The organism is Nocardia testacea NBRC 100365, assembly GCF_000308775.1.
GTDB classification, from domain to species: Bacteria; Actinomycetota; Actinomycetes; order Mycobacteriales; family Mycobacteriaceae; genus Nocardia; species Nocardia testacea.
In genome coordinates this window covers 1-20,812 of sequence record NZ_BAGJ01000099.1, presented here as the reverse complement: position 1 = coordinate 20,812, position 20,812 = coordinate 1, and the positions used below count along the sequence as shown (strand labels likewise).

At 68.5% G+C, this 20,812-nt stretch carries 19 protein-coding genes and 1 pseudogene; 5 read left to right on the top strand and 15 right to left on the bottom strand.

All coding sequences use genetic code 11. The features are described from left to right. The 6 genes and pseudogenes from ON38_RS37045 to ON38_RS14385 form a co-directional block, all read right to left on the bottom strand. Positions 1-330 (bottom strand): annotated as a pseudogene (locus ON38_RS37045) (hypothetical protein); the annotation flags it as partial. Positions 331-449: 119 nt separating this feature from the next. Next, positions 450-1,202, bottom strand: a complete 753-nt coding sequence (locus ON38_RS14405) for a L,D-transpeptidase (protein ID WP_039825295.1) — start codon at positions 1,200-1,202, stop codon at positions 450-452. Between the two features lie 119 nt (positions 1,203-1,321). After that, a complete protein-coding gene (locus ON38_RS14400; RefSeq protein WP_039825294.1) occupies positions 1,322-3,433 on the bottom strand; it encodes an amylo-alpha-1,6-glucosidase in 2,112 nt (703 codons plus the stop codon). After that, positions 3,430-4,581 (bottom strand): glycosyltransferase family 4 protein, encoded by a 1,152-nt coding sequence (locus tag ON38_RS14395; RefSeq protein WP_245564040.1) that lies wholly within the window; start codon positions 4,579-4,581, stop codon positions 3,430-3,432. The genes ON38_RS14400 and ON38_RS14395 overlap by 4 nt, the downstream gene beginning before the upstream one ends. 270 nt (positions 4,582-4,851) lie before the next feature. After that, positions 4,852-5,136: a hypothetical protein gene (locus ON38_RS14390; protein ID WP_157181775.1), complete on the bottom strand. Its 285-nt coding sequence runs from the start codon at positions 5,134-5,136 to the stop codon at positions 4,852-4,854. 218 nt (positions 5,137-5,354) lie between these two features. Continuing rightward, positions 5,355-6,017 carry a cyclodeaminase/cyclohydrolase family protein gene (locus ON38_RS14385; RefSeq protein ID WP_051164749.1) on the bottom strand — a complete coding sequence of 221 codons (663 nt, stop codon included), beginning with the start codon at positions 6,015-6,017 and terminating at the stop codon, positions 5,355-5,357. 130 nt (positions 6,018-6,147) lie between these two features. Between ON38_RS14385 and ON38_RS14380 the strand changes: the two genes are divergently transcribed. Further along, positions 6,148-7,188: an LLM class F420-dependent oxidoreductase gene (locus ON38_RS14380; protein WP_039825292.1), complete on the top strand. Its 1,041-nt coding sequence runs from the start codon at positions 6,148-6,150 to the stop codon at positions 7,186-7,188. A 63-nt stretch (positions 7,189-7,251) separates the two neighbouring features. On the opposite strand, the gene ON38_RS14375 is transcribed toward ON38_RS14380, so the two are convergent. The 7 genes from ON38_RS14375 to mftR form a co-directional block, all read right to left on the bottom strand. Then, on the bottom strand, positions 7,252-7,590 hold the full coding sequence (locus tag ON38_RS14375) for an STAS domain-containing protein (protein WP_039825299.1): 339 nt from the start codon (positions 7,588-7,590) through the stop codon (positions 7,252-7,254). A gap of 46 nt (positions 7,591-7,636) precedes the next feature. Continuing rightward, a complete protein-coding gene (locus tag ON38_RS14370; protein WP_051164744.1) occupies positions 7,637-9,967 on the bottom strand; it encodes a SpoIIE family protein phosphatase in 2,331 nt (776 codons plus the stop codon). 16 nt (positions 9,968-9,983) lie between these two features. Next, positions 9,984-10,628, bottom strand: coding sequence for a SpoIIE family protein phosphatase (locus ON38_RS14365; RefSeq protein ID WP_039825291.1), 645 nt, complete (start codon positions 10,626-10,628; stop codon positions 9,984-9,986). Beyond that, positions 10,621-11,046 carry an anti-sigma regulatory factor gene (locus tag ON38_RS14360; RefSeq protein WP_036513668.1) on the bottom strand — a complete coding sequence of 142 codons (426 nt, stop codon included), beginning with the start codon at positions 11,044-11,046 and terminating at the stop codon, positions 10,621-10,623. The genes ON38_RS14365 and ON38_RS14360 overlap by 8 nt, the downstream gene beginning before the upstream one ends. Beyond that, on the bottom strand, positions 11,024-11,413 hold the full coding sequence (locus ON38_RS14355) for an STAS domain-containing protein (RefSeq protein ID WP_030521383.1): 390 nt from the start codon (positions 11,411-11,413) through the stop codon (positions 11,024-11,026). Before ON38_RS14355 ends, ON38_RS14360 begins: the two co-directional genes overlap by 23 nt. Before the next feature lie 12 nt (positions 11,414-11,425). After that, positions 11,426-12,328 (bottom strand): STAS domain-containing protein, encoded by a 903-nt coding sequence (locus ON38_RS14350; protein WP_030521382.1) that lies wholly within the window; start codon positions 12,326-12,328, stop codon positions 11,426-11,428. Between the two features lie 117 nt (positions 12,329-12,445). Next, on the bottom strand, positions 12,446-13,063 hold the full coding sequence (gene mftR, locus ON38_RS14345; protein WP_039825290.1) for a mycofactocin system transcriptional regulator MftR: 618 nt from the start codon (positions 13,061-13,063) through the stop codon (positions 12,446-12,448). A gap of 174 nt (positions 13,064-13,237) precedes the next feature. Here mftR and mftE point away from each other — a divergent pair, with 174 nt between their 5' ends. The 3 genes from mftE to ON38_RS14330 all read left to right on the top strand — a co-directional run bounded on the left by mftE (position 13,238) and on the right by ON38_RS14330 (position 17,132). Continuing rightward, a complete protein-coding gene (mftE, locus tag ON38_RS14340; RefSeq protein WP_039825289.1) occupies positions 13,238-13,939 on the top strand; it encodes a mycofactocin biosynthesis peptidyl-dipeptidase MftE in 702 nt (233 codons plus the stop codon). Continuing rightward, entirely contained in the window at positions 13,936-15,153 is a 1,218-nt protein-coding gene (mftD, locus tag ON38_RS14335; protein ID WP_039825288.1) for a pre-mycofactocin synthase MftD, read from the top strand. The genes mftE and mftD overlap by 4 nt, the downstream gene beginning before the upstream one ends. Before the next feature lie 302 nt (positions 15,154-15,455). After that, positions 15,456-17,132: a fumarate hydratase gene (locus ON38_RS14330; RefSeq protein ID WP_051164747.1), complete on the top strand. Its 1,677-nt coding sequence runs from the start codon at positions 15,456-15,458 to the stop codon at positions 17,130-17,132. A 132-nt stretch (positions 17,133-17,264) separates the two neighbouring features. Here ON38_RS14330 and rph read toward each other — a convergent pair whose 3' ends face one another. Next, on the bottom strand, positions 17,265-19,883 hold the full coding sequence (rph, locus tag ON38_RS14325) for a rifamycin-inactivating phosphotransferase (protein WP_039825297.1): 2,619 nt from the start codon (positions 19,881-19,883) through the stop codon (positions 17,265-17,267). Between the two features lie 62 nt (positions 19,884-19,945). Then, entirely contained in the window at positions 19,946-20,239 is a 294-nt protein-coding gene (locus tag ON38_RS38190; RefSeq protein WP_373281216.1) for a LysR substrate-binding domain-containing protein, read from the bottom strand. On the opposite strand from ON38_RS38190, the gene ON38_RS35565 reads away from it, so the two are divergent. Then, a partial coding sequence (locus ON38_RS35565) for an EamA family transporter (protein WP_051164742.1) occupies positions 20,230-20,812 on the top strand: 583 nt, incomplete at its 3' end. The genes ON38_RS38190 and ON38_RS35565 overlap by 10 nt on opposite strands.

Genomic DNA, 20,812 nt, shown 5'->3' with positions numbered 1-20,812 from the left:
ATCCGACCAGGAGCCCTCGTAGCGCGCGTTGCCGCTGTCCCACCCCGGCAGCCGGAGCACCGGTATGGGTTCGGTGGGCATCGAATCTGCCGGTACCGGCGAGCCGGCCGGATCGCCGTACTGAGGGTGGTACAGGTCGGTGTGCCGGGCACCCGGGTCCGGGTGTCCGGGCGCCGGGTACCGATCCCACCGGCCCGGTGGGTGGGCCAGGGGATCCGGGTCCGCGTGCCCGGGGTCAGGTGCCGCGCGCGAGTCCCGGTCCCGCGGCGGGTCGGTGTGGTCCCGGCGATACGGTTCCTCATCGGCGGGACCCGAGGGCGGTCGATTCATGGCGCGGCCCCCCTTCATCGGTTCACGACGCGCGATCGCTCATCACTGTTCTAGTGGATCGGCGATCGGACCGCAGCGCGGAGCGGGCACCGGGCGCGGCGGCGCGCCCGGTGGCCCGGTCACCAGTGGATGTTCACCGGATCGCCGATACCGACGTTCTCGTAGTACCACGAGGCGTCGCCGGGAGCCAGATTGATACAACCGTGACTCACATTGGAGTTGCCCTGCTGATCTACCGACCAGGGCGCGGAATGGACGAAGACACCACCCCAGGTGAGCCGTTCGGCCCATTCTCCGTCGATCAGGTAGCCCTCCGGGGAATCCAGGGGGATACCGATGGTCCGGGAATCGAAGATGAGGTTGCGGAACTTCTCCAGTACCGGATAGGTACCGGTGGGTGTCTCGTAACCGGGCTTGCCCATGGACGCGGGCATGGTCCGCACCACCACGCCGCCCATGCTGACGGTGAAGGTGTGGGTGGACATGTTCGCGTCGGCGATCACGCCGCCGTTGGTCTGGAACTGGGTTCGGTGATCACCGAAATTCACGGTGAGTGTGCTGTTCGCGGGCAGATACCCCTCGGGTGTCCAGGTCAGTTCCCGGTCACCGCGCCAGCTGTAGGCGCCGGGCAGCGGATCGCCGGCGGCCACCGACAGCGACTGCTCGGCGCGGGCCCGGTCGGTCACCGCGCCGGAGAACCGGACGGTAACCGGATGGGCGATTCCGACGAGAGCGCCGTCGGAGGGAGTTACCGAGGCCACGGGTGCGGGGCCGGGCGGATCGATCGTCATGGCGTGCGCCCCGGCGGGGGCGACGGCCAGTGCGAGCGCGATCGCGATCGCCAGAAAAAGATGCCGGGCAACGATATTCATGGTTCCACCCCTTACGGACGACTGGTGGACAGACGTCCATCCTAAGGGGCCATGATCAACTCAACCACCCAAGATATCGTCCCGGCACCCGTTCGGGATGTAGACACACCGAGTGATTGCTATTCGGTGACGAGTTTCCAGTCGTCGGGCAGCCCGTGGACGTGCATCGTCGAGCCCTCGGCGTGGATGCTCACCGTGGCAGAACCCAGTCGGAGGTCCGTCAGGCCCACCTTCCCCCATTCCCGGGGCAACTGCGGGGTCACCCGCAGGACACGATGCGGTACACACGGCGACAGTCCGAGGAATGACCGCACCAGCAGCAGCGGCGCCGCGCTCGCCCACGCCTGCGGGGAGCAGGAGGTGGGGTAGGGCACCGGCGAGCGGAACTCGGTCCGGGCGAAACCGCAGAACAGTTCCGGGAGCCTGCCGCCGAAGTCGATGGCCGCGTCGAGCAGGCCGGTGGTGAGGCGCTCGGCCAGATCGGAGGCGCCGGCGATATGCCGGTACCGGAGCAACCCGGCGACCGCGATCGCGGTGTCGTGCGGCCACACCGAGCCGTTGTGGTAGCTCATCGGGTTGTAGGCGCCCATTCCGGCGGCCAGGGTGCGCAGGCCGAAACCGCTGTCCATGGACATATCGGCCAGCCGTTCGATGAGTTCGGCGGCGCGTTCGTCGGAGACGATGCCGGTCCACAGGCATTGGGCGGCGTTGCTGGTCAGCGAGTCGACCTGGTTCTTCTGCCCGTCCAGGGCCACGGCGTACCAGCCGTTCTTCTCGACCCAGAAGGCCTCGTCGAACCGGTCCTTGAGGTTCTCGGCCTGCTCGCGCAGCCGGGTGGCGGTGCCGGTATCGCCGAAATGATCGGCGAGCTGGGCACGGGCCAGCCGGGCCGCGTACACGTAGCCCTGGACCTCGCACAGTGCGATGGACGGTTCGGCCAGGTGGCCGGACGCGTCGTTGATCGCGTCGAAACTGTCCTTCCAGCCCTGGTTGCTCAGGCCGCGATCGGTTTTCCGGCGGTACTCGACGAACCCGTCGCCGTCGGCGTCGCCGTATTCGTCGATCCAGGCCAGAGCCGCGTCGGCGGCCGGGAGCAGTTCGCGGACCACCTGGTCGCCCGCGCCCCAGCGCCAGCATTCGGCGAGCAGCATCACGAACAGTGGCGTCGCGTCGACCGAACCGTAGTAGACGGTCCCGCCGAGTACCTGGCCGCTGGCCGGGCCGTGCCGCATCTCGTGCATGATGCGCCCGGGCTCTTCCTCGGTGATCGGATTGACCTTCGTACCCTGTAGATCCGCCAGCCGGCGCAGGGTGCCGACCGCGAGCGCGGAATCCAGTGGCAGCGCCATCCACGACGTGAGCAGGCTGTCGCGGCCGAACAGGGCCATGAACCACGGGGCGCCCGCGGCCACATACGCCGGGGCGCCGTCGGTGCTGCCGTCGATACGCAGCGCGCCGAGATCGCTCTCGGTGCGCTGCAGGACCTCCGACAGGGCCGGATCGCCGGCGGTGAGATCGGTGGCGGTGGCCCGCCACGCCTTCAACCGGCTGATCGGGCTGTCCTCGTCGTCGCCGAACGCCATCTGCACCCGGCGGTGCGACATGACCGGCTGGGCCAGGATCTCGGTATCCCAGCGGCCCCGGGCCGGCACCACTACCTGCCACGTGATGGTGCCGGGCAGCATGACCGCCCCGGCGGTGGCGCTGATGGTCAGGCCGCGCCCGGGTTCGGCATGGTCGGTCAGGTGCAGATCGCCGTCGACGGCGTTGTGTTCGGCGCCGCCGCCGTGATTGCGGCCTTCTTTGACCGCGAACAGGTCGGCGAAATCGGAATCGACGAACAGGGTGATCGTCATCGCCGTGTCCTCGTGCCCGAGGTTGCGCACGGTGATGGTTTCCTTGAGCCCGTTGCCGATGAGCCGCCGGCGCACCACCAGCACGGTGCTGTCGGCCACCCCGGCGCGCGGGGGTTTGCGCAGGATGAAGCGGCCCTTGAAGGCTTCCGGGGTGAGCACCGTGAGGTGTTCGGCCGGTTGCCCGTCCAGGCGCAGCTCCCACCGGGAGATAACCCGCGAGTCCCGGTAGAACAGGCCCTGCGAGGTGCCGGAATGGATATCGCCGAGAGGATCGGACAAGCAGAAGGTGCTCGCCTCGACCAGGGTCACCGTCCCCCCGCCGCCATTGATGGCGGCGGGCTGGCCGGAGTTGAGAATTCTCGGCGGTGCGTTCATGCCCTACTCCATACCGGTGTCGTGCCGGCGTCGGCGCGTATCTCGGGTACCGCAGTGCGACGCGTACCGACGGCGGTCAATGTCTGGGCGCTGCTGTGGGCTTCGTCCCACGCATCGAGTATGCGGTAATAGGCCGTCTCGTACCCGGCACCCAGCTGATCCACGCCGAAATAATCCTCGACACGCCGTCGGCACGCGTGTGGGTCCAGTTCGCCGGCGCGGGCGATGGCCGCGGGCAGCTCGTCGGGGTGATCGCAGATGAAGCCGGTGACGCCGTGCTCGATCACTTCCTCGACCGCACCGCCGCGCAACGCCACCACCGGGGTACCGCAGGCCATGGCCTCGATCATCACGATGCCGAACGGCTCTTCCCAGCGAATGGGGAACAGCAGGCAGCGGGCGTTCGCGAGCAGTTCCCGTTTGGCGACCGCGTCGGCTTCCCCGAAGACGTGGTCGGTATCGGTGAGCAGGGGCTCGATCTCCTGGGCGAAGAACGCCTTCTCGGGCGGCTCGTTGCACTTACCGGCGAGGACCAGCTTGATTCCGGCCTCGTGCGCGGCGCGCAACGCGAGATGGGGGCCCTTGTAGGAGGCGTAACGGCCGAGGAACAGCGCGTAGTCCTGCTTCTCGGTCCGGAAGGGCCACTCGCTGGGCCGCAGCGCGTTGTGCACCCGGCCGATCCAGTTGAAACTCGGCGCCAGTTCGCGCTGGCGGTCGCTGATCGCGACGAGGCGGGTGTGCTCGTCGAGGGCGCCGTAGTACTCCCACATATCGTTGTCGACCGGCCCGTGCACGGTGACCGCGGTCGGAATGCCCAGCGCCTCGTAGGCGGGGGCGTTCAACGGGCCGGCGAAAGTATGGTCGTGGATGATATCGATATGCCGGGAGCGGGCCAATTTCTCCACCACCCGCCGCACCTTGAGCGCATTGACCACTTCAGGGAAGGGGTCGCCCAGCCGCTCGGCCTGCGTGCTCTCCCAGACCGGGACGAATTCGGCATCGGTACCCGGCTTTCCGGCGCCCAGCAACGTCACTCGGTGACCGCGCGCGACCAGGGTGTCGGCCAGTTCGGCGACCACGGCCTCGACGCCGCCGTAACCGGCCGGGGGGACATCGAAATACGGCGGGGCCACCAGCACGATGTTCAGCGGGTGGTTCCGGCCGTTACCACCGAACCGGGCGCGCCGCGGTTTTCGCGACGGAGTATCCGATTCGGATTCCGCATTCGTGAATATGGTGCTCAACTCTTCCTCCTCGATTAGTGGCCGCGCGGCATACCACAATCGCCACCCGGCCAATGGGTGGAGCTGCTGGAGAACCATTCGGTGCGAGTTCGGTACCGCTATCGAAAGCGCGCCGGAATACCCGGCGCCGGAAAAAGGCGTGACGAGGCGCTGTTTCCGCCCGTCACGCGGGAATCAATCGCCGTAGTGCGCGGGCTGCCCGGGCGAGATGCCGAACATGGGACGACCCGGGGCGGCCGAAGCGACGGCCAAGGTGAGACGGGCCCGTCTGCGGACCTGACATTCGGGAGAACAGAGTCGGTGGATATCGTGTGCGCGCCGGGCCTGGCCGGGCGTCAACACTCCTGGATCCGCCGAACAGTCGGCGATATTGGAGACGACTCCGTGTTCGGTGATGACATCGATACCAGGGTCGGGGAGTTCCGCCGCGACCGGAGCCGATGTGTACCCGATCCTCACCGTTACCTCCTGCACTCGTCGAGCTGGGGCAAACAGTTCCCCGGCCGCCGGTGCCCCGCCGGCCGGTCTAGCTGCTCGAGCCTGGGTCGAGCGGTGGAGCAGTGTGAATATCAGGAACGAAGCCCATTCTACGCGCGCCCCGTTCTGCACTTGATCTCGAATAATCCCAGTTCGGCATAAACCTGGTTAATTTCGCACGTGCTGATTGTGTACCCGAATCATCCGCCGCGAACCGCACGAAGTACCTCTCGGTGCAGTGTTTCGGCGCGGTCGGTGATTTTTCCGATCCGCGCCGGCACCTCGGCGAAAGCGGCGGCGTGCTCCTCCGGAAGGGAGACGACATTGATCTCGATATTCAGCTGGGAGGTCACCGCGGCGGCCCGCGCCGCCGCGGCCGCCGCGCCGATATCGGTGACCACGTTCGGGTTTCCGATGGGCAGCAATTCTGTTGCCAGGGCGAGGATCTCGTCGGCGGAGTCGATCACCGCGGCGGGGACCCGGGCGGCCTCCAGCAGCGCGTCGTGGATGGCCGCCGACCGCGCGGCGACTTCGCTGTCGCTGCCCTTGGGCAGCTTGTAGGCGGCGCCCACGGCGGTGAAGGCCGCGGCGTCGGCGTCGGCCAGCGTCAGTGCGCGCTCGCGGGCGATATCGGCGGCCGCGATGATGCGGTCGATCACCGGCCGATGGTCTGCGTCCTTGGCCCGGGTGGTGTAGCGCGCGACCATGGCGACCAGTGCGGCCGCCTGTGCGGCGTGCAGCGCGGCCACCGCGCCGCCCCCCGGAGCCGGTACCTTCGCCGCGAGTTCGCCCAGGTAGTCGCCGATCGGCGAACCCCCGAAACCGCTGGCAGTGTGCTGTGGCGATTGGGTGGGCTCCGACACGATTCGGCCTTTCTCGATCATAATTGCTCGAAGTTAGCTGCACGGTGCTGTCTGCTATCGGGTTCAACCTACCGCGTCGCCCGGCGTGGCCGGTGCGTGGCCACCCCGTAGCCGGGATTATGTTGAGGGCATGCGGATCGGATTGAGCATCAACTACTCGGGTGGCTTCACCGAGGCGGCGGCCGAAGTGGCCGATCTGGAGCGCGCCGGCCTGGACATCGTGTTCGTGCCCGAGGCGTACTCCTTCGACGCGGTGAGTGCCCTGGGTTACCTCGCCGCCAAGACCTCCCGCCTGCAACTGGCGTCGGGGATCCTGCAGCTCTACACCCGCACGCCCACGCTGACCGCGATGACCGCGGCGGGTCTGGATTTCGTCTCCGACGGCCGGTTCGTGCTCGGCCTGGGCGCCTCCGGACCCCAGGTCATCGAGGGATTCCACGGGGTGCCCTACGACGCGCCGATCGGACGAACCCGCGAACTCGTGGAAATCTGCCGCAAGGTCTGGCGCCGGGAACGGCTGGACTACCAGGGCAAGTACTACCAGATCCCACTTCCCGAGGGGACCGGCACCGGGCTGGGCAAACCGCTGAAGCTGATCAACCATCCGGTACGCGAACGCATCCCGGTGCTGCTCGCCGCGCTGGGACCCAAGAACGTCGCCCTGGCCGCCGAGGTCGCCGAGGGCTGGCAGCCGATCTTCTTCCTGCCCGAACGTGCCGAGGCGGTCTTCGGTGACGCGCTGAGCGCCGGAAAGGCCCGGCGCGCTCCCGAACTCGGCCCGCTCGACATCTACGCCGGTCCGGCCCTGGCCATCGGGGAGGACGTGGAGCCGCTACTCGGATTCGTGAAACCCATGCTGGCGCTCTACATCGGTGGCATGGGTGCCAAGGGCAAGAACTTCTACCACACCCTCGCCACCCGGTACGGCTACGGCTCGGCGGCCGACCGGATCCAGGAGCTGTACCTGGCGGGTAGGAAAGACGAAGCGACACAGGCGGTTCCGGACGAACTGGTCCGCGATATCTCGCTGATCGGGCCGGCCGGATATGTGAAGGAACGGGTCGCCGCGTTCGCCGAAGCGGGAGTCACCGTGCTCAATGTGGCGCCGCTGGCCGCGACCCCGGCCGACCGGATCAAGCTGATCGAACAGTTCCGCGCGATCTGCGACTGACCTGTCTCCGGAAACAGCTCGGGCCGGCGGATCGCTCCGCCGGCCCGGTGCGGTACAAGCGGTTCAGCCCGCCCGGAAATCCGCCAGGGCCGCGTCCAGCGTCGTATGCAGGGCGAACACCTGGTCCAGAGCCGTCATTTTGAGCTGCCGGCTGGTGGCCGGTCCATCGGCCACCAGCGCGATCGTTGTCTTGTCACCGGCCCGCTGATGGGCGGCGACCAGCGCGGCCATCCCGGCCGACGCCAGGAAGCTCACCGCGGCCAGGTCGACGACCAGGCCGGCCGGTTCGGCGTCGAGAGCGGCGTCGATCGCCGTCTCCAGGGCAGGAGCCGTGGCGAGGTCGACCTCTCCGGTCACCGTGAGCACGGTGACACCGTCGTGGTCGGCGACCGAGGTCGTCATCGTATCCGTGAGCGGATTCGCGTCTGGAGGAGTATTGGTCACATCTTCACAATCTGCCATGAGTCTCTCGATCTCGCTGCATCGTATCCCCGCCGGACCGATTCCCCGTCCCGCGCAGGGCGCTGGCCACCGGGAACGTGATCGCCGGGAGCGTGACCGACATCCGTACCCGGGTTCCGGGTCCCAGGTGGTGATCTATTTCGAGTTCTTCGGTGAGCGCCCGCATCATATCGATTCCGCGACCCCGCGGTCCCGGATCGGCCGGACGCGGACGCCAGGTCCCGGTATCGGTGGTCTCGATGACCACCCGGTCGCCTATGCATTCGGCGGTGAGCACGACCCGTTCGGAGTCACCGCCGCCGTTGCGATAGGCGTGCTCGATACTGTTGCTGCACGCCTCGTTGGTGGCAGCCACCAGATCCGAGGTCAGGTTGTGCGGTACCGCCGCGGACGACAGCCATGCTGTCAGCGTACGTCGCAACATGGCAAGCCGGTCCGGGCGGGCCGGTACATCCAGCCGGAGCGGGGCGGGTGGCTGCCGATAGACCACCATGGCGATATCGTCGTCGTACCCGCCCTCGGGCCGCAGCGCCGACAGCACCGAGTCGGCGACCTGGCGGGGCAGCGTCTCGGCGGTATCGGCCAGGATGGTGGCGATCTTGGCGAACCCCTCGTCGATATCCTCACCGCGGCGTTCCACCAGGCCGTCGGTGAACAGCACCAGGGTCGACCCGGGTGGCAGTGGTGTGGTGGCCTCCGGGCGGCGCGAGATCTCGAAGGTCGCCAACGGTACCGACCGCCCGCCCTCGAGCATCCGTCCGGTCTTGTCCACATCGGCCAGGATGGGCGGCATATGACCGGCATTGCTGTACCGCACCAGCCCGCGCACCGGATCCAGCACGGCCGCGCACACGGTGGTGCACAGTGCCCCCGGAATCCGGGCCGCCACCGGGTCGAGTTCGGTGAGCAGCTGGGCCGGCCCGGCGCCGCGCAGCAGCAGCGCGCGGGCAGCGGTGCGCAGCTGACCCATCACCACGGCCGCGGACAGACCACGGCCCACACAGTCGCCGACCACCACACCGATGGTGCCGTCGGGCAGCGGGACCACGTCGTACCAGTCGCCGCCGATCTCGAGTGGCGGCAGGGCCGGTTCGTAGTGCACCGAGAACCGCGGCGGGAGTTCGATGGGGCCGAGCATGGCGCGCTGCAGGGTCAGCGAGGTCGAGCGTGCCTGGTCGAAGTTGCGGGCCCGCTGGACGGCCAGGCTGAGGTGCCCGATGAGCAGCGAGAACAGCGTCCAGTCGGCGGCGTCGACGACCCGCGGGACCGCGAAGCGCAGCCACAGCGCGGCATCGCCCTTCTCGCCGAGCGGGGCCACGATGCCCTGGGCGCTGCCCGCGCCCTCCGGGACCGCGATGAGCGTGCGGCCGGGCCGCACCCGGGCGCGTTTGAGAATCGCCTCCGTCGCCGGTTCGAGCCGGGAACCGGCCACGGCGGCCGGGGGATTGCCGGAAATGTAGACCTCCGGCGCGGTGAGCCCGGCCCAGACCGCCACCACCGCGGTCTCCGCGCCGACCGTGCGCCGCAACTCGTCCAGGCCCACCTCGAGGACTTCGGCCACCGTGGTGGCCGAAGCCAGCGCGGTCGCCAGCCGGTTCGCGGCCTGGTCGCGGGCCTGGGCGTCGTGCTCGGCGGTGACATCGCGGACGGTGCCGACGAAGATGTGCTCCTCGCCGTCCGGTTTGACCAGCGCGCTGGTACTCACCCCGATCCAGCGGCGACGGCCGTCCCGATGCTGGATCGGGACCACGAAGCGGGACGCCTCGGTGCCCAGATCGGGGTAGCGCGGGCCCTCCGGGATCGACCAGGGATGGGGCAGGGGATACGGCACCCCGGCCGCGCCGTAGCCGGTGAGCTCACCGAACGCCTTGTTCACCTCGATGATGGAGCCGTGGGCGTCGGCGACGAAGAACCCGTCCTGCAGCGATTCGACCAGGGCGGTGCGGAATTCGTCGCGCCCGGCCAGATCGTCGGCCCGGGACCGCTGCTGCTCGTACCGGCGGGTGCCGTCGAGGTAGCCGCGGGTGGCGACATCCAGTGTGATCAGGGTCTGCAGCAGGAATTCGAGCGCGTCCTCGGCGAGCGGACTCTCCGTGCGGCCGCCCTCCGGCGTTCCGGCCGTCTCGCCGGCTTCCGCCTGTACCTGCTTCACCACCCGGAAGTGGTGCTCGGTGAGATCGAGCAGGCTGATGCCCTCGACCAGCGCCCGCCGGCCCAGCTCGTGCCCCACCGCCAGGCCGTCGCCCTCCGGGTCGGCGATATGGCGCCGCAACGCATCGGCGTAGGCGTCGAGAAACGCCGCGAGCACGGTGCTCATCGCCGGCCTCGCGGGATCACGACGCTTCCCGGTGGGCGGTTCCGTTCGACACGCCCCGTACCCGTGCCGCGAGTACCAGGGCGTCGTCGGTGTCCTTGGCGTGCCGGCTCAGCAGCTCCTGGGCGATATCGGCGGTGGATTTCGCGAGGTCCACGCCCTGACCCGGTTCCGCCTCCACTCCGTCGGTGGACATCAGCAACAGATCCCCCGGCCGCACCGGAACCGTCTGCGGTTGCAGGGTGGACGGCAACCGGTATCCGACGATCCCCCCGCTCTGCAGTGCGGTGGCACTGACCTGGGGGCCGGTGGGTCCCTTGGTCAGCACGATCGAGTCGATATTTCCGACACCCAGCCACCGCGTTTCCTCCGCACCGAACAAAGCCAGGGTGACCGCGGCGCCACGGGTATCGGACATGGCCCGATGGCACAGCACCATCAGCACGTCCAGTGGCTCGGCGCGGTTCTCGGCGAGCACCCGGGTCGCGCGGTCCACCGCGGCGGCCGCGGCCGCTCCGTGGCCGAGACCGTCGAGTACCGCGAACAATACGGTGCCGGTACCGGTGTCCAGGACGACACACCGATCCCCGGACACATCCTGTCCGGGGAGGGGTCGGCCGGCCATCGCCCATTCGATCCGGCCGATGTACCCGTCCTCATGCACCGTGGGGTACCCACTTCCACATCTCCACCAAGGTGCCGCGGCCGGGCGCGGATTCGATGGCCATACCGTCCATCAGCCGTTTGGCGCCGGGGAGACCCAGCCCCAGACCCAGGCCGGTCGAATAACCGTCCTCCATGGCCCGGGCGATATCGATGATCCCGGGACCCTGGTCCTTGGCCTGGACCACCAGGGCGCGGCGGCCGTCGCGCTCGTCGACCTGCAGCCGGATCTCGCCGCTGCCGGCATAACTGGTGATATTCCGCGCGACCTCGGAGATCGCCGTGGAGATCATGGTCCGGTCGGTGAGCGTGAAGCCGAGTTCCTCGGCCAGCTCGCGCCCGGCCTGACGTGCGGTCACGATGTCGTTCGACATCTTCACCGCGATAACCACCTGTTCAGCGGGCACTGTCACGACCATCTCGGTGCTGGCGCCGCGAAGCCTTGTGGTTCAGCCAGGCCAAGCCCTCCTCGAGGTCCAGTGCGGTGTGCATGTCCTCGAACGTGAGGCCGAGCTGCACCATGGCGAAAGCGACCTCGGGTTGCAGGCCCACGATGACGGTTTCGGCGCCGCGCAACTGGGTCATATGCGCGATGGTGCGCAATGATCTGGCGGCGAAGGAGTCCATCACATCGATGGCCGTCACGTCGACGATGATGCCCTGCGCGCGGTATTTGCTGACCTGCTTCATCAGGTCGTCCTGGAGGCGTTCGGTATCGGCATCGGTCAGCGCCGACTGCACCGACGCGATCAGATATGTGCCCTGTTTGAGGATCGGTACTGGCATAGTGGTTTCCGGTCAGCGCGAATCGCGTTCGCTGCGCTCGGTCACTCTGGACACTTCATAGCCCAGTAACCGCTCCGCTTCCTCGATACCGCCCTGCAGGTCGCCGACCGCGTTCATCTTCGACAGGTCCAGGCCGATGGTGACCAGTGTCAGCGCGATCTCCGAGGACAGGCCGGTCATGATGACACTGGCGCCCATCAGACCGGACGCGTCGACCGTCTGGACCAGGTGGTTGGCCACCGTGGAGTCGATATCGGGCACACCGGTGATATCGATGACCACGACCTTGGCGCGATTGTTGCGGATGGCGCGCAGCAGCTGCTCGGTGAGCTGCCGGGCCCGCTGGCTGTCCAGAACGCCGATTATCGGCAGGATCAGCAGTTGTTCACGTACCTGCAGGACCGGAGTGGACAGCTCGCGGATCGCCTCCTGCTGCTGCCGGATGACGCGCTCGCGCTCTTGGACGAAGGACACGCCCACCGTATTGGCGATCCGGTTGGCCGCGGGTTCGTAGGCGTCGAGTACCGCGTTCAGTAATTCGAAATTGGACTGATACTTCTCGAACAGTGAACGGGCCAGCACGTCGCGCAGAAGCAACACCATGCCGAGGACCTCGTCGGTCTCCACTCCACGCGGAATGATGCGCTCGGAGAGATCGCGGGCGTAGGCCTGCAGCGCCTCGACGCTACCGGTTTCCAGCACCTCGACGTAATTGTCGTAGACCGACGTCGCCTCGGAGAAGACCTCCTCGGGCGTCATCGCGGTGAGCAGGCGCGCCTCGGTGATCCGGCGGGCCCACTCCTCACGCAGCGCGGTGCGGTTCTGGCGCAGATGCTCGACGAGCTGCGGAAGCAGATTGTCTACGGGTCCCGCAGCCAATGAGTCCGCCGAAAGGCCCATGGACACCTCGGACATGTAACTTGTGCCCCTTTCGACGGCGGTCGGGTACATCATAGATTTTCCGGCGGTCGTGCCGATACCGAGCCTAGTCATACCCCCGCGCCCATACTGGCGAAACCTGCCGGTCCGGTTCTACCGCGCCGATGTGACCGGGGTCGCGCCGGGGGTGGCGAAACCCTGTTCCAGCGCCGCCAGTGCCCGATCGAGGTACACGGTGAGATCCGCGTCCGCCCGGGCCAGCCACGCGTCGAAGGCCGCTCGCGCGGCGGCCAGCGTGGTACGGCCGACCGCCATCGGGAGGAGGGAATCGGCGGGTTCCCCGAGCCGGCCGGCGGCGAACTCGCCCACCGCTCGCTCCCACGCGTCGTAATGGGTGCCCGCGGTGGCGGCCAGTGCCGGCACATCCGCGACCAGCTTCATCCGCATACGCAACTCGGGGACGTCCTCGGCGCGGTACCGGTTGGCGTTGACCACCACCCGCCGGACCGCCGCCATCATGGGTTCGGCGTCGGGCACGGTGGCGAACGCGGCGCGCAGCGCGGTGACCTCGTCGTCGAACGAATACCAGAGCACCTCCGCCTTCCCGGGGAAGTAGCGGAAGAAGGTGCGCCCGCTGATCCCGGCCGCGGTGGCGATCTGCTCCACGGTCGTCTCGTCGAAGCCCTGCTCGCTGAACAACCGCATCGCGATCAGTTCGAGCTCGCGTTTGGTGGTTCCCCGCGGGCGGCCGCGGGAGTGCTGTGGTGTCACGCGGTAATACTGCGCTGCTGCCACGGTGTTCGGGGACGGTACCCCGATATGCCGCGGCGAGGGGCCCGGGAAAGGGCCTCTCACCTCCGGGTGGCCGGTCGGGGTCGTACTCTGCGGGCCACTCCCGAGTGCGGGCCTATTGATTATGTCAGTGGCTGACGTTAATCTCGGGCCATGAAGGTGGCGGACCTCACATCGCCCGACGTGGACGCGCTACGCGCCGCCGCGCCGGTGCTGGTGGTGCCGGTGGGTGCGACCGAGCAGCACGGGCCGCATCTGCCGCTGTCCACCGACACCGATCTCGCCGTCGCCCTGTGCGCGGGGGTGGCCGCGCGATGTCCCGAGGTGCTCGTCGCCCCCGCGATCGCCTACGGCGCCAGCGGTGAGCACGCCGGATTTCCCGGCACACTGTCGATCGGGCTGGCGGCCCTGGAACTGCTGATCGTGGAACTGTGCCGTTCGGCGACCGCGACCTTCGAGCGGATCGTGCTGGTCAACGGACACGGCGGCAATATCGAGGCGCTGCGCCGGGCCGTGGACCTGCTGCGGCGCGAATCCCGCGATATCCGGCTGTTCCTGCCGCGTCCCGGCGGCGACGCGCACGCCGGACGGACCGAAACCTCGCTGCAGCTGGCGCTCGACCCGGACCGCGTCCGCACCGACCGCGCCGAACCCGGTGACACCCGGCCGCTCGCCGAAATCCTGCCGCAGCTGCGGGCCGGTGGGGTCGCGGCGGTGAGCGCCAACGGTGTACTCGGCGACCCCACCGGTGCCACCGCGGCCGAGGGCGCCCGACTGCTCGACCTGCTCGTCTCCCAGTTGTACGACCAGATCCGGCAGTGGTGGCCGGAACCAGTGGAAAGGATCCGACCATGAATCCGTGGTTCGAAACCGTCGCCGAGGCGCATCGGCGGGCGAAGAAACGGCTGCCGAAATCGGTGTACGGCGCGCTGGTGGCCGGCTCGGAACGCGGGCTGACCATCGACGACAACCAGGCCGCCTTCGGGGAACTCGGGTTCGCCCCGCATGTGGCCGGACCCATCGGCGAGCGCGACCAGTCCACGACCGTGCTGGGGCAGCGGATCTCGATGCCGGTGATCATCTCGCCCACCGGCGTCCAGGCCGTCCATCCCGACGGTGAGGTCGCGGTGGCCCGTGCCGCGGCGGCGCGCGGTACCGCCATGGGGCTCTCGTCGTTCGCCAGCAAATCGGTCGAGGAGGTCGTCGCGGCCAACCCGGCCACCTTCTTCCAGCTCTACTGGTGCGGCAGCAAGGACGATATCGCCGGGCGGATGGCGCGGGCGAAGGCCGCGGGCGCGGTGGGGCTGATCCTCACGCTCGACTGGTCGTTCTCGCACGGCCGCGATTGGGGCAGCCCGGTGATCCCGGAGAAGCTGGACCTGAAGACCATGGCGAGTTTCGCACCGCAGGTGGTGGCCAAACCACGCTGGCTGACCCGGTATCTGAGGTCGGGCTCGCTGCCCGATCTCACCGCGCCCAATATGGCGCTGGGTGAGGCGCCCGCGCCGGGCTTCTTCGGCGCCTACGGCGAATGGATGGGTACGCCCCCGCCGGACTGGGCCGACGTCGCCTGGGTCTGCGAACAGTGGGACGGGCCGGTCATGCTCAAGGGTGTGATGCGGGTGGACGACGCGCGGCGCGCGGTCGACGCCGGTGTGGCCGCCATCTCGGTGTCCAACCACGGCGGGAACAACCTGGACGGCACCCCGGCCTCCATCCGTGCGCTCCCGGTGGTGGCGGATGCGGTGGGCCACGAGATCGAGATCCTGCTCGACGGCGGGATCCGCCGCGGCAGTGATGTGGTGAAGGCCGTGGCGCTCGGGGCGCGGGCCGTGATGATCGGCCGTGCGTACCTGTGGGGTCTGGCGGCCAACGGTCAGGCCGGAGTGGAGAACGTGCTCGATATCCTGCGCGGCGGAATCGATTCCGCGCTGCTCGGGCTCCGCAAGACCGCGGTCACCGATCTGGACCGGTCCGACATCGTCATCCCGGAGGGGTTCGAGCGCCGGTTGGGCGTCGACGCGTCGGCGCAGCTCCGGATTCCGGAATCGGCCTCGGAAGCGGTGTAGCACGGTCGCCGTGCGGGTTTCGTCACCCGGTGGCCATTCGTCACCGGCACCCGGTGGACCCGCCGGAGCTGCGGACGGCCCGGTGTCCTTGCGAATCGTGGGACCGAGCCGCATCGCGGACCGTGCGCCGGATTCGGATGGTCGCCCCCGGAGGGCCGCCGGGTTACGATTTAGGTTTGCCTAACTCCAGGTGGGGCGGCCGCCGGTCGCTAGGCTCGCTGTGCCAGACCCCCGGCACAGTGGCCTTACCCGGCGGCTGCGCCGTGTTCGACCCGCAGCCCACCTCCAAAGGAGTGCGATCGGTGACCGCGCCCGAGTTCCGTTATTCAGACCTGCTCCCGATCGGCGCCGACGACACCCCGTACCGGCTGCTCACCACCGAGGGCGTCAGCACCTTCGAATCCGGCGGCCGGACCTTCCTGCAGGTCGACCCCGAGGTCCTGCGACTGCTGACCGCCGAGGCGATGCACGACATCAGCCACTACCTGCGGCCCGCTCATCTGGCCCAGCTGCGCCGGATCATCGACGACCCCGAGGCCAGCGGCAACGACCGCTTCGTCGCGCTGGACCTGCTCAAGAACGTGAACATCTCCGCCGGCGGCATCCTGCCCATGTGCCAGGACACCGGCACCGCCATCGTGATGGGTAAGAAATCCGAGGGCGTGCTCACCGGCGTCGACGACGCCGAATGGATCAGCCGCGGCGTATTCGACGCCTACACGAAGCTGAACCTGCGGTACTCCCAGCTCGCGCCCCTCACCATGTGGGACGAGAAGAACACCGGCTCCAATCTGCCCGCGCAGGTCGAGCTGTATTCCACGCCCGGGGATCCCGCGCAGCCGTCCTACAAGTTCCTGTACATGGCCAAGGGCGGTGGTTCGGCCAACAAGTCGTTCCTGTACCAGGAGACCAAGGCCGTCCTGAACCCCACCCGGATGCTGGAATTCCTGGACGAGAAGATCCGCTCGCTGGGCACGGCGGCCTGCCCGCCCTACCACCTCGCCGTGGTGATCGGCGGTACCAGCGCCGAATTCGCGCTCAAAACCGCCAAGTACGCCTCCGCCCACTACCTGGACACTCTGCCCACCGAAGGGTCGATGACCGGGCACGCTTTCCGTGACCTCGAACTCGAGCAGGAAGTGTTCAAACTGACCCAGTCCTTCGGGATCGGCGCCCAGTTCGGCGGAAAGTACTTCTGCCACGACGTCCGTGTGGTGCGTCTGCCCCGGCACGGCGCGAGTTGCCCGGTGGCGCTCGCGGTGTCCTGCTCCGCGGACCGGCAGGCGCTGGCCAAGGTCACCCCCGAGGGCGTGTTCCTGGAGCAGCTCGAACGCGAACCCGCACAGTATCTGCCCGAGCAGACGGACGAGATCCTCGGCGGCGATGTGGTGCGGGTCGATCTGAACCGCCCGATGGACGAGATTCGCGCGGAACTGTCGAAATACCCGGTGAAGACCCGGCTCTCGCTGTCGGGACCGCTGGTGGTGGCGCGCGACATCGCGCACGCCAAGATCAAGGAGCGGCTGGACGCGGGCGAGGAGATGCCGCAGTACCTGCGCGATATGGCCGTGTACTACGCCGGCCCGGCCAAAACCCCCGACGGCTACGCCTCGGGTTCCTTCGGCCCGACCACCGCGGGCCGGATGGACTCCTACGTCGACCAGTTCCAGGCGGCCGGTGGGTCGTTCGTGATGCTGGCGAAGGGCAACCGGTCGGCGCAGGTCACCAAGGCGTGCAAGGAACACGGCGGCTTCTACCTCGGTTCCATCGGCGGCCCCGCCGCCCGGCTCGCCCTGGACTGCATCAAATCGGTGGAGGTCCTGGAATACCCCGAACTGGGTATGGAAGCGGTCTGGAAGATCGAGGTGGAGGATTTCCCGGCGTTCATCGTGGTGGACGACAAGGGCAACGATTTCTTCGCCGAAACCCAGAAGCCGATCGCGCTGCGGGTGCGGACCAGGTCCAAAGAGCGCGTCTGAGCGCTCGGGCACCGATTCGGGGCATCCCGCACCTCACGTCCCCGGGGCAGGCACCGGCGGGCCGTGACCGCATGGGTCCCGGCCGCGCCGGTTGCTGTGGCGGCGCGAATGCCGTGGTGCGCCCGCCGGATCTCATTCGTCCGGCCGGGACAGGAGCTCGATGTATCCGTCCGTTCCGTTCACCCGGATGCGTTGCCCGTCCCGGATCAGCCGGGTGGCCTGCTCCACACCCACCACGGCGGGCAGGCCGTACTCGCGGGCGATCACGGCACCGTGGGTCATCAGCCCGCCGACCTCGGTCACCAGGCCGGTGATCGCGACGAACAGGGGAGTCCAGCTCGGATCGGTGTAGGCGGTGACCAGGATGTCGCCCGGTTCCAGATCGGCCTGCGCCATATCGGAGACCACGCGGGCGCGCCCTTCGACGGTCCCGGCGGACACCGGCATACCGGGGAGCGCACCGTCCGGTAGATCCGCGCGCCGATACGCACCGGTGACCGTCTCGCCGTCCGAGGTGAGCACGCGCGGCGGCGTGAGCGGTTCATACGAGCGGAAGGCCTCCCTGCGCGCGCGGACGAGTTCCGCGCTCACCCGGCGCGTGCGCACGACCTCGCGGAGTTCCTCGAAGGTCAGGAAGAAGATGTCGTCGGGCTCGCGCAGCACCCGGGCCCGCACGAGACGCCCGGCCTCGCGTGACAGGGCTTGTTTGTAGACCCAGTAACGGCTGACCATGCCGTATTTCGGATACTCCCGGTACCCGGAGAAGGTGCGGACCCGGCCGATCATCTCCGTGGTCTCCGCGGCCTTCCGGTCGCCGTCCGGTAGCGCCCGCAGCCGCTCCAGCAGTTCGTCTGCTTTCCGCTCGGCTTCGAGCCGGCCCTCCTCGAAGCGTCGTTCGCCGGCGCCCGGCTCGAAACTCCTGATGTTGTTGACGATCGTCGGTACGAGCGCGGCGGGTTGTTCGCTCCAGCGCGGCCGCGTGATATCGATTTCGCCGGCACAACGCATTCCGTACCGGTCGAGGTAGGCGTCGATGGCCGCGCGTGCCGCCTCACCGCCCGGCAGCCGCACCAGCTCGTCCAGGAAACCGGTCCCTTCCGCACCTGTGTCCTCGATATGCCGGAGGAAGGCCACCACCTCCGGGTGCGGCCGGATCACGTCGGCGACATCGAGTAGCGCCAGGCCCATTTCCGCGGTGATGTTGTGCGGAACCGATTGCGTGAGAGTGTCGGCCGCGTTCTTCTCGCCCAGCCATTCCTGCAACCGATCGTTGAGCCACCAGGTGGCCTCCATCCCCGCCTTGATCACCTGCTGGCTGCGCGGGTGGAACAGCACCCGGCGCAGCTCCTGGATATCGGCCCGCACGAAGTCGATCAGCTCCGGCCCGGACTTGGTCTCGATATCGCGTTTCAGGGCCGCGAGGGATGTTTCACTGTCCGCGATCAGCTCGGCGACGACGGCCGGATCGGCCTCGATCAGGGTGGCGCCGGCATCCGCCAGCGGACCGCCGGGCGCTTCGTCCGGATCCGGCGCGAGGAAGCCGTCACGTTCGAGAACGGTGCGCAGCGCGTCCCCGGTCAGCGGATCGGTTCTGCTGAAACCCGCCACCATGGCCGCGCGAGTCGCCGGTGCCGCCAGGCCCCGGGTGGCATCGACGAAGAGCCGGCCGCCCGCATGCCGCATGGGCGCCGGGCTCGTCAACTGCCACAATGCAATTCCCAGCGGTTTCATGGCGTCGGTCATCATCTGCTGATGGCCGACGGAGATGTAGATGTGGTTCTCGTCGTCGTCGGCCTCGGGAATCGGGAACAGGGTGGTGATCGGCCGGCTCTGTACGATGCGGAACTCGTCGTCCACCAGGCACCATTCGATGTCCTGCGGGGCGCCGAAGTGCGCCTCGATGCGACGGCCCAGGCCCGCCAGACGCACGATCTGCTCTTCGGTGAGTACCGGCCGATCCTGTCGCTCGGGCTCGATCTCCCGGATATGCGTGCCGCCCTCCGGCGCGGCTACCACCGCGACCTTCTTGGTGGCCACCGTCTCCTCGACGACTCCGCCGTCGCGCACCCGGTAGACATCCGGATTCACCAGACCGGAAACCAGGGCCTCGCCGAGGCCGAAGCCGGCGTCCACGGTCACCACCTTCCGGTTGGAGGTGACGGGGTCCGCGGTGACCAGGATGCCGGCCGCCTGCGGGAAGACCATCCGCTGCACCACCACTCCCATCTGGACCCTGCGCTGGTCGAAGCCATTGCGCAGGCGGTAGGTGACGGCCCGTTCGGTGAACAACGACCCCCAGCAGCGGCCGATATGGCGTAGTACCGCCTCCGGTCCCAGGACGTTCAGGAAGGTGTCCTGCTGCCCGGCGAACGACGCGGTCGGCAGGTCCTCGGCCGTCGCGCTGGAGCGGACGGCACAGGGTTCGTGCGCTCCGAGCCGGGTGAGTGCGCCGGTGATCGCCGCCGCCACATCGTGAGGAACAGCGCATTCTTCGATCGTCGCGCGGATCTGCGCGCTCAGTACCCGGATCGACTCCCGGTCGTCTGGTTCGAGTCGCGACAACCGGTCGATCAGATCGTCGATCGCCGGCGCGTCGGCGACGACCCGCTGGAAGGCGGCCGTCGTCACGCAGAAACCCTCCGGTACCGCGATACCTTCGATCCGCGACAGCTCGCCGAGGTTCGCGCCCTTGCCGCCGACGGTCGCGACCTGCGTCCGGTCGATCTTCTCGAAGCCCAGCACATAACTCATCCGCCGCTCCTCACCTGGTGGTTTCCGCATCAGTGGGCGATTATGGACCACAATTCGGTGTCTCATGAGGGGCGCGGATCGTGTATAACGTAGAAGGGGGATGGGGGAAGCGGCCCGCCAACTCTTCCGCCACCGCGGTCACCGTGTGCGACGGCCGCGGATACCGCGAACCACTCCTTGAGATGGTGGCCGACGCGCGGAGTGAAGCCCGCCGCGGCGCAGGCGGCGACGAGCACATCGTAGGAATCGTTGTGTTCGGGTTTCACGATCCAGGTCTCGGCGGCCGCGTCGGCCAACTCCACCGCGTCGCGCCGGGTGAGCGGGTGGCCTTCCTCACCGCCACCGTGTGCACCCAGTCCGGACAGGCTTCGGCAAGCACCTCTTCGACCGTCTCGACCCGCTCGGGGTCCTCGGCCTGCGGCTGGGGATTGCCGCCGTGGTCGTGGTCGTGGTGTTCCGGCCGCGCCGGATGCCCCGCACCGCCTCTCAGATCGCGGCCGTCGTGGGTCTCGGGCTTGCGATCGCCGGGATGAACCTGATCTATCCCGCCCTGCAATACCTGCCGCTCGGCGTCGCGAGCACCATCCAGTTGCTGGGTCCGTTGACCGTCGCGGTGGCGGGTTCGCGGAGTGCACGCGACCTCGCGGTGGTCGCCCTCGTGGCCTGTGGGCTGTGGTTCATCCGCGATCCGGCCTCCGGCCAACTGCATTGGCTCGGATTCCTGCTCGCCGGAATGTCCGCTACCGCGATGGCCGCCTATCTGCTGCTTTCCCGCGCCCTCGCGGCCACTCCCGGGCACTCGGCGCTGGCGATCGCACTACCGGTGGCCGCCTGCCTCGGGCTGCCCGCCGGGGTCGCGAGCAACGGTGCCGCCGTGTTCCAACCGCAGATTCTGGCCCTGGGCGCGGCGGTCGCGATCCTGTCCGCGG

Bases quoted from the DNA above. Each gene is read 5' to 3' on its own strand.
- ON38_RS14405 (WP_039825295.1), bottom strand. From the start codon at position 1,202: ATGAATATCGTTGCCCGGCATCTTTTTCTGGCGATCGCGATCGCGCTC.
- ON38_RS14400 (WP_039825294.1), bottom strand. From the start codon at position 3,433: ATGAACGCACCGCCGAGAATTCTCAACTCCGGCCAGCCCGCCGCCATC.
- ON38_RS14380 (WP_039825292.1), top strand. From the start codon at position 6,148: ATGCGGATCGGATTGAGCATCAACTACTCGGGTGGCTTCACCGAGGCG.
- ON38_RS14375 (WP_039825299.1), bottom strand. From the start codon at position 7,590: ATGACGACCTCGGTCGCCGACCACGACGGTGTCACCGTGCTCACGGTG.
- ON38_RS14370 (WP_051164744.1), bottom strand. From the start codon at position 9,967: ATGAGCACCGTGCTCGCGGCGTTTCTCGACGCCTACGCCGATGCGTTG.
- ON38_RS14360 (WP_036513668.1), bottom strand. From the start codon at position 11,046: ATGGTCGTGACAGTGCCCGCTGAACAGGTGGTTATCGCGGTGAAGATG.
- ON38_RS14355 (WP_030521383.1), bottom strand. From the start codon at position 11,413: ATGCCAGTACCGATCCTCAAACAGGGCACATATCTGATCGCGTCGGTG.
- ON38_RS14350 (WP_030521382.1), bottom strand. From the start codon at position 12,328: ATGTCCGAGGTGTCCATGGGCCTTTCGGCGGACTCATTGGCTGCGGGA.
- mftE (WP_039825289.1), top strand. From the start codon at position 13,238: ATGAAGGTGGCGGACCTCACATCGCCCGACGTGGACGCGCTACGCGCC.
- mftD (WP_039825288.1), top strand. From the start codon at position 13,936: ATGAATCCGTGGTTCGAAACCGTCGCCGAGGCGCATCGGCGGGCGAAG.
- rph (WP_039825297.1), bottom strand. From the start codon at position 19,883: ATGAGTTATGTGCTGGGCTTCGAGAAGATCGACCGGACGCAGGTCGCG.